The following is a 15739-nucleotide window of genomic DNA, read 5'->3' on the forward strand; positions in this document are numbered from 1 at the left end:
TCCTGAAAACTATTAATAGGCTTGTAGGAGGTATAGCGTTATGTGGCAAATCGCCATCGTTTTAATTATTTATTTACCGATCGTTATTTTAACTGGGCACTATCTATTTCGAGTGACGATGCAACAAAAAACATGGCTTGATCCAGTAATGGACAGACTTGATGCCGTTATTTATAAATTGTGTGGCGTTAAGCAAGTAGAGATGACTGGTAAGCAGTATGTACTTTCATTAATTTTATCGAATGCCTTTATGGTGTTTATCGGATATGTTCTTTTACGAATTCAAGCTATGTTGTTTTTAAACCCAAATGAGATTGACAATATGGGAGCAACACTTTCATTTAATACTATTATTTCATTTATGACGAATACAAATCTTCAACATTATAGTGGTGAATCGGGACTTAGTTATTTATCTCAAATGCTAGTCATTATCTTTATGATGTTTACATCTGCAGCTACTGGCTATGCAGCATGTATGGCTTTCTGTCGTCGTCTTGTTGCTAAAACAGACGCACTCGGCAATTTCTATATTGATTTTATTCGTGTTATTACACGTGTGTTAATACCTATATCTATTGTTGTTGCCATTGTTTTAGTATCTCAAGGTACACCACAAACCTTGAATGCGAATACAACTGTACAAACAATAGAAGGTAAATTACAAGATATTGCACTTGGACCTGTAGCCTCACTTGAATCCATCAAGCATATAGGAACAAATGGTGGTGGCTTTTATGGGGCGAATTCAACAACACCTTTTGAAAATCCAACGGTCATATCTAATATTGTGGAAATGCTATCTATGATGTTATTACCAGGTGCTTGTGTAGTTGCATTCAGTTTGATGGTTGTATATCGGAAAAAGAAAACTATATTTGGAAAGCAAGGGCTAGCCATTTTTGCAGCAATGAGTGCGCTGTTCTTAGCCGGATTGGTGACTGTGTATGTTGCGGAGAGGGCGGGTAATCCAATCATTAATGAGCTCGGAATTTCACAGGAGCTTGGCAGTATGGAAGGAAAAGAGATGCGTTTTGGAGTGGCACAATCTGCGTTATTTACGACAGTGACTACTGCTTTTACAACGGGGTCTGTTAACAATATGCATGATACATTAACGCCGCTTGGTGGTCTTGTACCGATGTTTAATATGATGCTAAATGTTGTGTTTGGAGGCAAGGGAGTCGGCCTGATGAACATGATGATGTATGTGTTACTAACAATTTTTATCGCATGTTTGATGATTGGTCGAACACCTCAATTTTTAGGTAAGAAAATTGAGGAGAAGGAAATGAAGCTCATTGCGCTTTGTATTCTAATCCATCCTGCTATTATTTTGCTATTTTCAGCGCTTGCAGTGATAACACCGTCAGGAGTAGCAGCCATAACGAATCCAGGTGCGCATGGTTTATCTCAAGTTCTATATGAATTTGCATCTGCCTCAGCAAATAATGGCTCAGGTTTTGAAGGATTAGCTGACAACTCAACATTTTGGAATGTGACGACAGGGCTTGCCATGTTCTTCGGACGTTATTTGACGATCATTATTCAACTAGCAATAGCGTCGCTACTTGCGAAAAAGATGTTTCACAGTGACTCGGTGGGAACATTGAGAACAGATAATACTATTTTTACATTTTTACTTGTAGCTATCGTTTTAATGATTGGTGCTCTTACATTTTTACCGGCATTAGCACTCGGACCAATTACAGAGCACTTACAACTTTATCTTCATTCAGCTTAAGACTCCCGCCTCTGAATGTGGTGAGATGAATGCGGATGTGGTTCCTTTTCAGTGGGTACCCAAATACCTACTGAATGAAGAGCCTTCGGACGCAATTACGCCAAGGCGAAATTGATTTTTAATAAGGAGAGACACCTATGGAAACAGCAAGAAAAGGTTTAATTACGAGCAATATGCTAAAAAGCTCGATTATAGATGCTTTAAAGAAATTTAATCCAGTATATATGCTGAAAAATCCCGTTATGTTTGTAGTAGAAGTAGGGTTTATGTTTGTACTGCTATTAGCCTTCTTTCCGAATATGTTTGGTAGCGGAGTAGGAGAACATGATCGATTGTATAATGCGATCGTCGCTATCATTCTTTTTGTAACTATTTTATTTGCAAACTTTGCGGAGTCGATTGCTGAAGGACGAGGAAAGGCACAGGTTCAAACGTTAAAAAAGACAAAAACAGTTACACAGGCTCGTGTTTTGCTTAGTGATGGCTCTGAAGTACTTAAACAAGCACATGAACTAAAAAAGGGCGATATTGTTTTAGTTCAGTCAGGAGAGGTTATACCAAACGATGGAGAAGTCATTGAAGGCATTGCTACAGTAGATGAATCGGCGATAACTGGTGAATCTGCGCCAGTTGTAAAAGAGCGGGGGGGAGACTTTTCATCAGTTACAGGTGGTACGACGGTTACGAGTGATTGGCTAATGATCGAAATTACTTCGATGCCTGGTGAATCATTTTTAGATAAAATGATCACGCTCATTGAAGGGGCTAGTCGTAAAAAAACGCCAAATGAGATAGCACTCAATACACTTTTAGTAAGCTTAACGATTATTTTCTTATTAGTCGTTGTGACGCTCTATCCAATGACAACTTATTTAAATGTACCGATTTCTATCGCAACGTTAATTGCCCTTACAGTTTGTTTAATTCCTACAACCATTGGTGGATTATTATCGGCAATCGGTATTGCAGGTATGGATAGAGTTACTCAGTTTAATGTTATTGCGATGTCTGGTAGAGCCGTAGAAGCGTGTGGGGATGTAGATACATTAATTTTAGATAAAACTGGCACTATTACTTATGGAAACCGCATGGCAGCAGAATTTCTTCCGGTAAAAGGAGTGGAAAGTAAGGATTTAATGCAAGCTGCATGGCTTAGTTCTTTAACAGATGATACACCTGAAGGAAAGTCTATTTTGTCACTTGCTTGCGAATTAGGTGTAAATACGGACGATGAAGAAAACATTATTAAGTCAAGTGAACATATTCCCTTTACCGCACAGACTCGTATGAGTGGTTTGGATATGAAGGATGGCACAAAAATTCGAAAAGGAGCCTATGATACGATAAAAAAAGAGAGCCTAAAAGCAGGTCATAGCATTCCTACAAATTTTGAACAGCTTATTCAACAAGTATCTTCTGTTGGTGGGACACCACTTATAGTAGCGTTAAACGATAAAATTTTAGGTGTCATTTACTTAAAGGATGTCGTGAAGGCTGGACTCAAGGAACGCTTTGAACAGCTTCGAGCAATGGGTATTAAAACGATTATGTGTACAGGAGATAATCCACTAACCGCAGCAGCCATCGCAAAGGAGGCAGGGGTGGACAGCTTTATAGCAGAAAGTAAGCCAGAAGACAAAATTCAAGTAATTAAAGATGAACAGGCACAAGGGAAAGTAGTAGCTATGACTGGTGATGGGACGAACGATGCCCCTGCATTAGCACAAGCTAACGTAGGTCTTGCTATGAATTCGGGAACGAATGCAGCAAAGGAAGCTGCGAACATGGTCGATTTAGATTCAAATCCTACTAAAATTATTGAAGTTGTAGAAATAGGGAAGCAGTTGCTCATGACGCGAGGGGCATTAACAACTTTTAGTATTGCAAATGATATCGCAAAGTATTTTGCCATTATCCCAGCCATGTTAATGGTCGCTGTACCAGAAATGGGTACATTAAACATTATGCATCTCCATTCTCCATCAAGTGCGATTATTTCTGCTTTAATTTTTAACGCTGTGATTATACCACTATTAATACCTATTGCAATGAAGGGTGTAAAGTATAAGCCGATGAGTGCTGAAAAATTATTAAATAAAAACTTATTTATTTATGGAGTAGGTGGGATAATAGCTCCTTTTATTGGGATTAAATTGATTGATTTATTAATTGGACCACTATTCCATACGTTTGGCTTATAGGAGGAAAGTACATGCGGAAATTTTTTGAGGACTCAAAGCAAGCATTACTCATCACAATGACAATGTTCGTGTTATGTGGTTTTATATACCCATTTGCAGTGACTGCATTAGCCCAAGGGTTATTTCATCATAAAGCAAATGGTAGTTTAATAGAAGCGGGTGGGGAAGCTGTTGGTTCAGAATTAATCGGTCAAGCTTTTACTGCCCCGGAATATTTCTGGGGGCGTGTTTCCTCTGTTAACTATAATGTCTATACGAAAGAAGATACGATCCCAGACGAAAATGGCCAGGTGAACTATAGTGGTGTTAGCTCTGGAACGTTTAACTATGCACCATCTAATCCAGAATTGAAGAAACGAATAGAAATAGATATCGAGAAGTTTTTACTAGCAAATCCATCCGTAAAACGACAAGACATACCTGCTGATTTAATGACCGCTTCAGGCTCAGGTTTGGATCCACATATTAGTATGAAAGCTGCAGAAATACAAGTCGAACGAATTGCCCAAGCAAGTGGGCTTTCGAAGGATGAGATTGAAAAAATTATAGAAGCAAATACAGAAAAACGAACGTTGAGGATTTTTGGGGAAAATAAGGTGAACTACCTAATGGCCAATCTAGATATTATGAAAAAAATGGAGAATAAAGAGGGTTAACAAAATCAAAAACAGGTAGAGAAAGGTTTCTTCGTTTTCTCTACCTGTCTCTCTATATATTAAGCTTGTGAATTTACAAGGATTTTAATATGATTTTTTTCTTTCATTAGTGCCTCGAAGCCTTCTGTTACGACTTCATCAAGAGCAATTCGTTTCGTCACAAGTTTTTCAGCAGGGAAGTAACCTTGTTTCATTAATTCCATAACGGCTGGGAAAATATCGCGATATGCAATGATACCTTTTACAGAACGCTCTGTCAGTACGATATTGTTAGGCAGAATAGAAGCTGCAGTTTCCCAAATAGAAACGATAATTGTTTCACCTTCAAATGTTGTAGAATCAATAGCTTGCTGTAATACTACAGGAACACCTGTTACTTCAAACGCAACGTCTACGCCACCATTTGTTAATTCATGTAGACGAGCTACTGCATCCTCATCTTTAGGATTAATAACTGCTGTAGCGCCAAGCTCTAATGCTTTAGCAGCACGCTCTGCAGAAAGCTCTACCGCGTAAATTTCGGCTGCTCCAGCTGCACGCAATGCCTCGATTACTAGAAGACCGATTGGCCCAGTACCAAAGACAGCTGCTGTATCGCCAGCTTTTAGTTTACTTTGACGAACTGCATGTAATGCTACTGCCGCTGGTTCAACAAGTGCACCTTGTTCATAGGAAAGACCTTCGGGCATTTTGTGTACCATTTTTTCATCTACCATTGTATATTCAGAGAAACCACCACCACCGCCGGAAAGACCGTGGAATCCTAAATGTTTACAAATATTGTATTTCCCTTTTTTGCAAGCTGCACATTCGCCACATGCAAGAATAGGTTCTACAACTACAGGATCTCCAACTTGTACTTTTGTAACACCTTCTCCAATTTCTACTACTTCACCAGAGAACTCATGTCCCATAACAATTGGCGCAATATCTTTACTTACATAGTGAGGTTGTTCCACTGGTATGAATATCGGACCAGCTGCGTACTCATGTAAATCACTACCACAAATCCCAGTCCAATGTACTTTAATTTTTACTTTTCCAGATGAAATTACTGGTTCTTCAATGTTTTCTACACGGATGTCTTTTGCTTTATACCATCTTGCTGCTTTCATAATAAGTCAACCTCCTCTAGTATCTAACATTTTTATCGTAACATATGGTAATTCTTCAAGGCATTAGTTTACAATAAATCGACATGAAAAATACTATTTTTTTACTTTTTTTAACAGCGTTTTAGCTTGTCGAAAAAATATTAATATAAAATAAAAGTGTATAAAAAAAGTTGATTTTCACTCCAAGTTGGCGCTATCCGCGGGAGTCACCACTATCATGAAAAATCAACGGCTCCTCATCATTAGTATTTAGTAGCAGACGGTATCAAAATAGTATTAAAGCTATGCTTAACACACTAAAAGACGAGACTAAATTATAATGGAAGGAAACTATAGAAGTTTCGATACTCCTCACAAAATGGAAATGTAGAAGTCTTACGATAAAATTATCACACAGTTTTATGTAAGAAGAAGTGGCGTTTGTCACAGGTCTTAGCGCTTTTTTTATTGCATATTCATAGTATTTCGAGTAACTTTGATAAGGGCTTCGCTACAGCCATGATAAAAGTATAAAATTATGTTCATGCTTGAGATAATGGGACGTTAATATACCTGGAGTTCGAATCATGATACAATGTGAAAGATGTTAGGAGGAACGAATTATGTCAAAATATACTGATTATAATTTTCAGCCATTTTTGCAGGACGCAATTGCAAGACTTGGCTTTACAGAACCAACGCCGATTCAAAAGGAGATCATTCCGCTAATATTAAAAGGAAAGAGTGCAATCGGACAAGCGCATACAGGAACAGGAAAAACACATAGTTTTTTAATTCCAATAGTGCAACGAATTAATGCTGAGAAGCAGGAAGTACAAGCTGTTATTACGTCACCTACACGTGAGCTTGCACAACAAATTTTTGATGCGTTAAATCAATTAATAGAAGGAACAACTATTCAAGCGAAATTATTTATCGGAGGTACGGATAAACAACGCTCCATTGATAAATTAAAAACGCAACCACAAATTGTTGTCGGAACGCCAGGACGTATTCGTGATCTCGTTTCAGAGCAAGCGTTACTTGTGCATACGGCACCAATTTTAGTTGTCGACGAGGCAGATTTAGCCTTCGATATGGGCTTTATAGAGGAAATCGATGGTTTTGCTTCACAAATGCCAGAAAAACTTGAAATGTTTGTATTCTCAGCAACAATCCCAGAAAAGCTTCAGCCTTTCTTAAAAAAATATATGGAAGCACCTGTTCATATCCATATGAACGATAAACGCCCGGTCGCAGAAGGAATTGACTTTGTGCTTGTACCAGTGCGTTCTAAATCACGTAATAAACGTTTGATGGAAGTTATCGAAGGAATCAATCCATTTTTAGCTGTAATTTTCACCAACACACGCAAAACAGCAGAGCACGTTGCTGGTTACTTAAATGAAAACGGGATTCGCTGTGGTCAAATACATGGTGACTTAAGTCCACGTGATCGTAAGAAGATGATGAAGCAAATTCGAGAATTGGATTATCAATATATCGTTGCAACAGATCTTGCTGCACGCGGTATCGATATTCAAGGAATTTCACATGTCATTAACTACGAAATTCCAGAGGACTTAGAATTCTTTATTCATCGTGTGGGACGTACAGCGCGTGCAGGGAATAAAGGAACGGCTATCACGTTGTTTGAGCCATCAGATGAGGATGCAGTAGTACGTGTTGAGAAAATGGGCATTCCATTTGTTCAAAAAGATGTAAAAGATGGCGAATGGACTGAACTAAAAGATCGTCATGCACGTAAAAATCGTGTGAAGCATGAAAATGAAATCGATGCGAAAGCAAAAGCATTAGTGCGTAAGCCGAAAAAAGTAAAACCAGGCTACAAGCGTAATATGAAATGGGAAATGGAAAAAATTAAAAAACGTGAACGTCGTTTAAAAGCTCGCGGTAAAAAATAAGGAGGCATTCAAATGCTACTTGGATCGCATGTTTCAATGAGTGGAAAAGAAATGCTGCTCGGATCAAGTAAAGAGGCTCTTTCATATGGGGCAAATACCTTTATGATTTATACAGGAGCACCACAAAACACTCGTCGTAAAGCAATTTCTGACCTCAATATTATGAACGGTTTATTACACATGAAAGAGCATGGTATGACGAATATTGTTGTCCATGCTCCATACATTATTAATATTGCGAACACAGAAAAACCTGAAACTTTCCGTTTAGGTGTAGATTTTTTACAGTCTGAAATCGAACGTACAGCGGCGTTGGAAGCAACACAAATTGTTTTGCATCCGGGTGCTCATGTAGGTGCGGGAGCAGACGCAGGGATTGCCAAGATTATTGAAGGTTTAAATGAAGTACTGTCACAGGATTATCCTGTACAAATCGCATTAGAGACAATGGCGGGGAAGGGAACTGAATGTGGACGTTCCTTTGAAGAACTTGCAAAAATTATCGATGGCGTTACACATAATGAACGTCTTTCAGTTTGCTTTGATACATGCCATACTCATGACGCAGGTTATAACATTGTAGAAGATTTTGATGGCGTCTTAAATGAATTTGATAAACTAATAGGTGTTGATCGTATCAAAGTCTTGCATATCAATGACTCAAAAAATGTCCGTGGTGCAGGAAAAGACCGTCATGAAAATATTGGCTTCGGTCATATTGGCTTTGATGCATTAAAAAATATTGTGCATCATCCACAATTAATGGAGATTCCTAAAATCCTAGAAACACCATATGTTTCATTAAATAGTGATGCCAAATCAAAATCGGCTCCTTATAAACATGAAATTGAAATGCTTCGTAATGGCGAGTTTAAACCAGAGTTAATCGATGCTCTAAGAGGTTAGATTAAAAAGCCCGAAATCAGCTAGCATAAGACTGATTTTTGGGCTTTTCTTTTATTTCGTAAACAATGCAATCAATTGTCTGGAACGCTTTCTACCTAAAACAGCTTCAACCTCTACAAGAATATCTTTTGGAATACCTAAAAAGAGCCATGTAAATGAGAATTGCTCCAAATAAGGCCGGAGTTTTCTTACTTCAGAAGTAGTAATTTCAAATCCTTCAGCACGTGCAATCGCAACAACTTCCTTATCACTACTTTGTGTTAATTGCTGTAAAAATTGAATACTCAAAGCTAATCCTCCTTTTAAAATTGTTTAGTTTCTTGAAACAAAATCATTCTTGTGAACGTCGTGGCAGCAATGAAAAAGCTTCACATTAATGTGTCAGAATCAATGTTTATAACAATTTGAAAATAAAATAGTAGAATAGCAATCTTATTTTCTTTACAAAAACTGTACTTTCATTTATACTTACAACTTGTAAATCGTAATGATTTTGAATTAGAAAGAAGAGAACATACATGAAAAAATCATTAATTGACATTGAAAATGTGTCATTTCAATATGACTATACTCAAGTATTAAAAAATATCTCTTTCCGTGTAGAAGAGGGAGATTTTTTAGCACTACTCGGTCCGAACGGTTCCGGGAAATCTACATTATTAAAAATTATTTTAGGGTTACTAAAACCAATGTCTGGAGAAATAAAATTATTTGGTGAACCGAGTACAACTTTTAAGCATCGTGAATGGATAGGATATGTGTCACAAAAATCTAATGCCTTCAATTCCGGGTTTCCAGCAACCGTCCAGGAAGTAGTGAAAAGTGGATTATCCAAAAAATTAGGATTATTTAAAAGACCTGGACGAGATGCAAAGGAAAAAGTATTAGAAGCATTAAAAGCTGTTGGAATGGACGCATTTATTAATCGTAATATTGGTGAGCTATCTGGTGGGCAACAGCAACGTGTCTTTATTGCAAGAGCGTTAGTTAGTGAACCGAGGCTATTAATATTAGATGAACCAACTGTCGGCATTGATCATGAGAATGTGCAGTCATTTTATGATATGCTGGCAAAATTGAATCGGGAACAGGGAATTACAATGATTCTTGTTACACACGATGTTGATACAGTATCGAACCGAATCAGTCATGTGGCATGTTTAAATCAAACCATACACTTCCACGGTTACAAAAATGAATTTGATACAATTTCTCACGATGCGCTTGATGCTTGGTATGGTCATTCTGTGAGAAAGATTCACTAGAAGGAGAAGGCAAAATGATTGAAGCAATTTTTAACTATGAATTTTTACAAAACGCCTTTTTCTCTGGGCTATTAATTGGCATACTAGCACCACTATTAGGTGTTTTTATAGTCGTTCGCAGGCTTTCGCTTATTGCAGATGCTTTGTCGCATGTAACACTTGCAGGTATAGCGGGAAGCTTATATATCAGTCAATCTGTTACAGCGTTGGCAATGCTAAATCCAATTTACTTAGGCATACTAGCCTCTGTAAGCGGTTCGATTTTAATTGAACGTCTTAGACGTTTATATAAGCACTATGAAGAGCTTGCTATTCCAATTATTATGTCAGGTGGGATTGGTATTAGTGCTATATTTATTTCGCTTGCAAGTGGCTTTAGCACGGATTTAATGAGCTATTTATTTGGTTCGGTGTCAGCTGTATCTCGTCAGGATTTATGGGTAGTAGTAGGAATTGCTGCTGTTGTCATTATCTTTTTGTTTATATTTTTTAAAGAACTTTTTGTTTTATCTTTCGATGAGGAATATGCAAAAGCTAGCGGTCTGCCTGCACGTTGGATTCATCTCTTATTTATGATCGTTACAGCGCTTGTTATTGCTGCAAGTATGCGCATCGTTGGTATTTTACTTGTATCATCACTTATGACGTTACCAGTTGCTGCTGCAATGCGACTTGCAAAGGGCTTTAAGCAAACAATTATCTATGCAATTGTCTTCGGTGAAACGGCTGTGTTAATCGGTTTAGTCAGTGCTTTTTATTTAGATTTAGCACCCGGTGGTACAATTGTCGTTACTTCAATCTTAATTTTGTTACTTGTTATACTAGTGAAGAAAATAGTATTTAAAATGGCTACAAAACAGGAGGAGGTAGCGCAGTGAATGTTTCTAGAGCGTGGGAAATTTTAAAAGAAAACGGCTTTAAAAAAACAGATAAGCGGGAGTTAATATTAGATATGTTTGCAGCAACAGATAAATATTTAACTGCTCGAGATTTATTAGATGTTTTGAAAAAAGATTTTCCAGGTATGAGTTTCGATACGATATATCGCAACCTTGCAACGTTTGTGAAGCTAGGAATACTGGAGGAAACTGAGTTATCTGGAGAGCGGAATTTCCGTATGCACTGTGAGTCTCAACATCATCACCATCATTTTATTTGTATGGATTGTGGAAATGTTAAGGAGCTAAATCTCTGCCCTATGGAAATGCTTGGAGAAAAGCTGCCAGACTATGAAATTGAAAATCATAAATTTGAGATCTATGGTAAATGTCCAGAGTGTAAGCCTGAAACTTTGTAAGATCTGAAATGACAATATTTGAAGAAAGGGGTAGTTCCAAGTGAGGTTTAACTTGGAGCTACCCCTTTCATAGTAATTATGCTGTTTAACGAGTAGCTTTAATTTAAAGGTCTTCTCCGACTATTATTCGCATTACTCTAATAATCTATGATTTTTGAGTGAAAAGAGATTGGTAATATGTCCGCTAGGCATTTAAAAAGATTTATTTCCTTAAATATTGAATAGAAGGTATTTGCTGCTTCATGGATGTTTGTTTTCTTTCCGCAAATAATAAAAAGACGAATGATTACATTAAGTAAATCATTCGTCGATTTTTTTTATTGATGCTTTTGTTGGAATTCGACCATAAAGTCACGTAATGCTTCACATGCATCTAATGGTACAGCGTTGTAAGTAGAAGCACGGCAGCCGCCTACAGAACGGTGTCCATTAAGTCCCACAAATCCTGCTGCTTTTGCTTCAACAAGGAATTGTTTTTCAAGCTCTTCATCAGCCACACGGAAAGTGATGTTCATTAAAGAACGGCTTTCAGGTGTTGCATGACCTGTATAGAATCCGTTGCTATTGTCAATAGCATCATAAATTACTTTTGCTTTTAACTCGTTATGCTTGGCAATTTCAGCAACGCCGCCTTTTGATTCTACCCATTTTAATACTTCACCTAACATATAGATACCAAAAGTTGGTGGGGTATTGTATAAAGAGTTGCTGTCAGCATGCGTTGAATATTTAAGCATTGTAGGAATATTTACATTCGCTTTCTCTAATAAATCTTTGCGAATAATGACTACTGTTACACCAGAAGGACCAAGGTTTTTTTGAGCACCTGCATAAATAAGACCAAATTTACTTACATCGACTGGTTTAGAAAGTATATCACTAGACATATCTGCAACTAACGGTACATTACCTGTTTCAGGGAATTCCTTCCATTGTGTACCGTAAATCGTATTATTTGAAGTGATATGCAAATATGCATCCTCTTCATTGAACTTAATATCTGCTAAAGCTGGGATATTACGATATTTATTTTCTTTTGTACTAGCAGCTTCTACGGGAGTACCAAATAATTTAGCTTCTTTGAATGCTTTTTCAGACCATGAACCTGATAATACATAGCTTGCTTTTTGATCTGCTTGTAGGAAGTTCATAGGAATCATTGTAAATTGAAGACTAGCTCCACCTTGTAGGAAAAGGACTTCATAGTTTTCTGGGATAGCATAAAGCTTTTTCAATAGAGCAATTGCTTCATTATGTACTTCATCGAAAATGGCACTACGGTGGCTCATTTCCATAATTGACATGCCTGAGTCATGGAAGTTTACTAATTGTTGTTGGGCTTTTTCTAATACTTCTACTGGTAGGGCAGATGGGCCTGCGTTAAAATTGTATGCACGTTGTGTCAAAGTGGTACACTCCTTGTTTGGTTTTATAAGGTTAAACCTTAATTATAGGGTTTTTAGTCCCTACTAATTGGTTATTGAATCTATCGGGCTTTTACAATCAGTTCATAGTCATCTAGCTAACTTTTTTCATTTATAGATAATAGATTAAGCGGAATACTGACTGTTAAAAGCACTTTACTGGATTATAACTCAATTTTCAAGAGAAAAAATAAAATTCTCACTATTCAAGGAGAATAATGACAGGCTCGCAACAAAATGTACACAATTGAGGTAAAATTTATAATTGCGTTTTTAGTTTGAATACGAACGAACTGGAAAATAGATGTGCATAAATGAGTTGATATTTCGTGATTTACACATTGCTTAAACAGTGGGGTTATAAAATGTTCGTGTTTGTTTAAATGAATTTTCTCCTATCTCACTTGTGCATTCCACTCCAGAAGGACGCTTTCCTCGGATGTAGTCTATGCTCTTAAAAGGGGATGGATTAATACATCGAGAAGGGAAAGTTAGTAGAGAGAAAGGAACAGAAAAATCAGCTAATATTGATTGCTTTTCTGGCACTGATTAAGTTAGATGGACGAAATTTTTCGAACCTACCACATAAACAAGTAACTTTCGGTATAATGAATTGTGAAAACGGATATAAGGGGTGTTTTAAATGTTTACAATAGAAGAAGCATGTTTAGTTGTCGTTGATGTACAAGGGAAGTTAGCGACAATTGTTGATGAAAGTGAAGCGGTGATCGAAAACGTGGCCAAGCTGGTACAAGCTATGCAAGCATTGGAGGTACCTATTTTATGGCTCGAACAAAATCCTAGCCGTTTAGGTGGGACTGCGTTAAATATTGCTCAGCATATTCAAAATCAACATCCTATTGCTAAAATGGCTTTTAGTGCTTGCCAAGAACAAGAGTTTGTCGATGCATTGAAGGCAAGTGGGCGTTCTCAATTTATCGTGACAGGTATCGAAACACATATTTGTGTTTATCAAACAGCCCGACAGCTTAAAGAACAAGGATTTGAAGTTGAAGTTGTTGCAGATGCAGTGTCCTCTCGTACGAAGGCCAATAAAGAGATCGGGCTTGAGAAAATGAAGGCACTGGGAATTTTACCTACAAGCGTGGAAATGATTTTATACGAGTTACTTCAACATGCAGATCATCCACATTTTAAAACGGTGTTACAACTCGTTAAATAAAAAAAACTCATCATATGAAGTGACCCCTAAAAGTTAGACACGGTTATTTCATTAGGCAGCTTGGGTAAAACGAGTTCGGTATTGCACCGGACTCGTTTTTAATTTTGCCTTGATCCGTTTCGTATTATAGTAATTGATATATTTTTCTAATTCTATTTTAAAATGCTCTATACTTTCAAATTCCCTCATGTAAAGGAATTCAGATTTCATAATTCCAAAGAAATTTTCCATGACAGAGTTGTCGTAACAGTTTCCTTTACGAGACATACTTTGAACAATCCCTCTTGATTCTAAGGCGCGACGATATTTATTCATTTGATAATGCCAGCCTTGATCGGAATGTATGAGTAACTGGTGGTGCTCAGCTAAACGTTCGAGTGCTTTGTCCAACATGTCTGAAACAAGTGAATAGGTTGGTCTAGAGCCAATTGTATACGTGATAATTTCCCCGTTAAATAAATCTAAAACTGGCGATAAATAAAGTTTCTCACCGAACAATTTAAATTCCGTAATGTCTGTTACCCATTTTTCATTTGGGGCATCTGCTTTAAAATTGCGGTCTAAAATATTTGGCGCAATTTTGCCAACGTTTCCTTTATAGGATTTATACTTTTTCATACGTACTAAACATTTTAAACCTAACTCTTTCATGATACGTTGCACTTTTTTATGATTCACTTTTTGCCCACGATTCGCTAGCTCGTCACGAATACGGCGATAGCCGTAACGCCCTTCATGTTCTTCATAAATCGCCTTAATTTCCTTTTTTAAATCGGCATCTAAATCTGGTCGATTCATACGTTTTACTAAATCATAGTACGTACTTCGTGGAATGCCAGCGAGTTTTACAAGTGCTCTCACCGAATATTTATGCCTTAACTCATAGATTACTTGTGCTTTGTCCTGTTTGGTGATTTTTCCTTGTTTTGAACTAAGGCATTCAACTTTTTTAAATACTCATTTTCCATTTCTAGTTGTTTAATACGTGCTTCAAGTGCTTCGGTAGAGCCTTCAACTGGTGTTTGCTTTGGCTGTTTATTGAATTCTTTTTTCATGGACGGACGCCCCTTTTTCTTTGATTGAAGGGCACCTAATCCTTGTGTTTCATATTGCTTTCGCCAAACACTAATTGTCGAAGGGGCAGGTATCTTAAAAATCGCTGCCGTCTCGTTTAAGGATGTACCGTTTTCAATCATAAAATTTAGTACATCCATTTTAAACGTTAGTGTGTAATTTGTATATGGCTGAATAAAAGCTCCCACACCGTTGTATTCATATTGTTTAACCCATTTAAGGATTGCTGTATGGTCAGTCCCCAAAGATTTAGCACTTTCATTTCCATTTAAATAACGCTCAACTGCTTGTAATTTATCTTCTACAGTATATTTAGCCATAGAAAAACTGCACCTCCAATTGTTAGATGTGTCTAACAATTGGGGTGCAGTTCAATAATGATGAGTTTTTTTATTAAGCAGGCATATCAGTCGGTGTTGGTTTTGCGTAGCCTTCTTTATAAGTCGCATCAATTGTTTGACGAATTTCTTTCAGGCTCATACCGTCTTTATGCATTTTTGCAGACTGTACAGCAATTTCTAGGCAAACGAGACAACGGGTACCGTGATCATCCCAGACAATTGTTCCATCCTCTCGCTTCTCCTGAATAAAGCAGTTTAAATTGCTTTTATGTCCAGCTGATTCACCACATCCACAATAGCATGGGATCCACTCCAAGATTTCTGTAGACTGTCCAGCAATTTGATATACTAAGCGGATATCTTCTGATTTATTATTTAAAAACGATGGTAACACATCAGCAGATGAAGTTTCCTCCTGAATATCTCCGGAAGCATGTTCTTCATGTGAAGCTTCTTTTTGTGCTCTGTTCTGATTTTTTTCAACAACCTGTTTATCAGTACCACAAGCACTTAACACTAATAACGACAAAACAAAAATAGATAGAAGTTTTTTCAACACAAGCGTCTCCTACATGTTTACAATACTTCCATTATAACATCGTTCATTTAAACATTTACAGGAGGCACGA

14 protein-coding genes are annotated in these 15739 nt (G+C 37.2%); 9 read left to right on the plus strand and 5 right to left on the minus strand.

Annotated elements, in window-relative coordinates:
- Positions 1-40: 40 nt before the first annotated feature.
- From kdpA to kdpC, 3 genes are all read left to right on the plus strand, one after another.
- Positions 41-1744 carry a potassium-transporting ATPase subunit KdpA gene (gene kdpA, locus ACFVT8_RS02915; RefSeq protein ID WP_387082036.1) on the plus strand — a complete coding sequence of 568 codons (1704 nt, stop codon included), beginning with the start codon at positions 41-43 and terminating at the stop codon, positions 1742-1744.
- Positions 1745-1881: 137 nt separating this feature from the next.
- Positions 1882-3945 carry a potassium-transporting ATPase subunit KdpB gene (gene kdpB / locus ACFVT8_RS02920; protein ID WP_387082035.1) on the plus strand — a complete coding sequence of 688 codons (2064 nt, stop codon included), beginning with the start codon at positions 1882-1884 and terminating at the stop codon, positions 3943-3945.
- A gap of 11 nt (positions 3946-3956) precedes the next feature.
- A complete protein-coding gene (gene kdpC / locus ACFVT8_RS02925; protein WP_387082034.1) occupies positions 3957-4601 on the plus strand; it encodes a potassium-transporting ATPase subunit KdpC in 645 nt (214 codons plus the stop codon).
- Between the two features lie 59 nt (positions 4602-4660).
- Here kdpC and ACFVT8_RS02930 read toward each other — a convergent pair whose 3' ends face one another.
- On the minus strand, positions 4661-5716 hold the full coding sequence (locus ACFVT8_RS02930; protein ID WP_387082033.1) for a 2,3-butanediol dehydrogenase: 1056 nt from the start codon (positions 5714-5716) through the stop codon (positions 4661-4663).
- 602 nt (positions 5717-6318) lie between these two features.
- Here ACFVT8_RS02930 and ACFVT8_RS02935 point away from each other — a divergent pair.
- Both ACFVT8_RS02935 and ACFVT8_RS02940 read left to right on the plus strand, forming a co-directional pair.
- Positions 6319-7620: a DEAD/DEAH box helicase gene (locus ACFVT8_RS02935; RefSeq protein ID WP_387082032.1), complete on the plus strand. Its 1302-nt coding sequence runs from the start codon at positions 6319-6321 to the stop codon at positions 7618-7620.
- Positions 7621-7632: 12 nt separating this feature from the next.
- Positions 7633-8526, plus strand: a complete 894-nt coding sequence (locus ACFVT8_RS02940; RefSeq protein ID WP_387082031.1) for a deoxyribonuclease IV — start codon at positions 7633-7635, stop codon at positions 8524-8526.
- 51 nt (positions 8527-8577) lie between these two features.
- Here ACFVT8_RS02940 and ACFVT8_RS02945 read toward each other — a convergent pair whose 3' ends face one another.
- Positions 8578-8814: a Nif11 family protein gene (locus ACFVT8_RS02945; RefSeq protein ID WP_053484617.1), complete on the minus strand. Its 237-nt coding sequence runs from the start codon at positions 8812-8814 to the stop codon at positions 8578-8580.
- A gap of 230 nt (positions 8815-9044) precedes the next feature.
- Here ACFVT8_RS02945 and ACFVT8_RS02950 point away from each other — a divergent pair, with 230 nt between their 5' ends.
- The 3 genes from ACFVT8_RS02950 to ACFVT8_RS02960 are packed head-to-tail and all read left to right on the plus strand — an operon-like array spanning position 9045 to position 11088.
- Positions 9045-9791, plus strand: a complete 747-nt coding sequence (locus ACFVT8_RS02950; protein WP_387082030.1) for a metal ABC transporter ATP-binding protein — start codon at positions 9045-9047, stop codon at positions 9789-9791.
- Positions 9792-9805: 14 nt separating this feature from the next.
- On the plus strand, positions 9806-10669 hold the full coding sequence (locus ACFVT8_RS02955; RefSeq protein WP_387082029.1) for a metal ABC transporter permease: 864 nt from the start codon (positions 9806-9808) through the stop codon (positions 10667-10669).
- A complete protein-coding gene (locus tag ACFVT8_RS02960) occupies positions 10666-11088 on the plus strand; it encodes a Fur family transcriptional regulator (protein ID WP_387082028.1) in 423 nt (140 codons plus the stop codon). The genes ACFVT8_RS02955 and ACFVT8_RS02960 overlap by 4 nt, the downstream gene beginning before the upstream one ends.
- A 317-nt stretch (positions 11089-11405) precedes the next feature.
- On the opposite strand, the gene serC is transcribed toward ACFVT8_RS02960, so the two are convergent.
- Entirely contained in the window at positions 11406-12494 is a 1089-nt protein-coding gene (gene serC / locus ACFVT8_RS02965; protein WP_387082027.1) for a 3-phosphoserine/phosphohydroxythreonine transaminase, read from the minus strand.
- Between the two features lie 661 nt (positions 12495-13155).
- On the opposite strand from serC, the gene ACFVT8_RS02970 reads away from it, so the two are divergent.
- On the plus strand, positions 13156-13695 hold the full coding sequence (locus ACFVT8_RS02970) for a hydrolase (RefSeq protein ID WP_387082026.1): 540 nt from the start codon (positions 13156-13158) through the stop codon (positions 13693-13695).
- A 51-nt stretch (positions 13696-13746) separates the two neighbouring features.
- On the opposite strand, the gene ACFVT8_RS02975 is transcribed toward ACFVT8_RS02970, so the two are convergent.
- Positions 13747-15089 (minus strand): IS3 family transposase gene (locus ACFVT8_RS02975; protein WP_387082025.1). Its coding sequence is split into 2 segments (ribosomal slippage): positions 13747-14648 and positions 14648-15089, totalling 1344 coding nucleotides; the frame shifts between segments, so codons are not numbered across the junction.
- Positions 15090-15162: 73 nt separating this feature from the next.
- Complete coding sequence (locus ACFVT8_RS02980) at positions 15163-15666, minus strand: PCYCGC motif-containing (lipo)protein (RefSeq protein ID WP_387082024.1); 504 nt, start codon at positions 15664-15666, stop codon at positions 15163-15165.
- Positions 15667-15739: the final 73 nt, after the last annotated feature.

Origin of the sequence: Lysinibacillus sp. NPDC058147, assembly GCF_042884205.1 — a bacterium.
Taxonomy (GTDB): domain Bacteria; phylum Bacillota; class Bacilli; order Bacillales_A; family Planococcaceae; genus Lysinibacillus.

Bases quoted from the DNA above. Each gene is read 5' to 3' on its own strand.
- kdpA (WP_387082036.1), top strand. From the start codon at position 41: ATGTGGCAAATCGCCATCGTTTTAATTATTTATTTACCGATCGTTATT.
- kdpB (WP_387082035.1), top strand. From the start codon at position 1,882: ATGGAAACAGCAAGAAAAGGTTTAATTACGAGCAATATGCTAAAAAGC.
- kdpC (WP_387082034.1), top strand. From the start codon at position 3,957: ATGCGGAAATTTTTTGAGGACTCAAAGCAAGCATTACTCATCACAATG.
- ACFVT8_RS02930 (WP_387082033.1), bottom strand. From the start codon at position 5,716: ATGAAAGCAGCAAGATGGTATAAAGCAAAAGACATCCGTGTAGAAAAC.
- ACFVT8_RS02935 (WP_387082032.1), top strand. From the start codon at position 6,319: ATGTCAAAATATACTGATTATAATTTTCAGCCATTTTTGCAGGACGCA.
- ACFVT8_RS02940 (WP_387082031.1), top strand. From the start codon at position 7,633: ATGCTACTTGGATCGCATGTTTCAATGAGTGGAAAAGAAATGCTGCTC.
- ACFVT8_RS02950 (WP_387082030.1), top strand. From the start codon at position 9,045: ATGAAAAAATCATTAATTGACATTGAAAATGTGTCATTTCAATATGAC.
- ACFVT8_RS02955 (WP_387082029.1), top strand. From the start codon at position 9,806: ATGATTGAAGCAATTTTTAACTATGAATTTTTACAAAACGCCTTTTTC.
- ACFVT8_RS02970 (WP_387082026.1), top strand. From the start codon at position 13,156: ATGTTTACAATAGAAGAAGCATGTTTAGTTGTCGTTGATGTACAAGGG.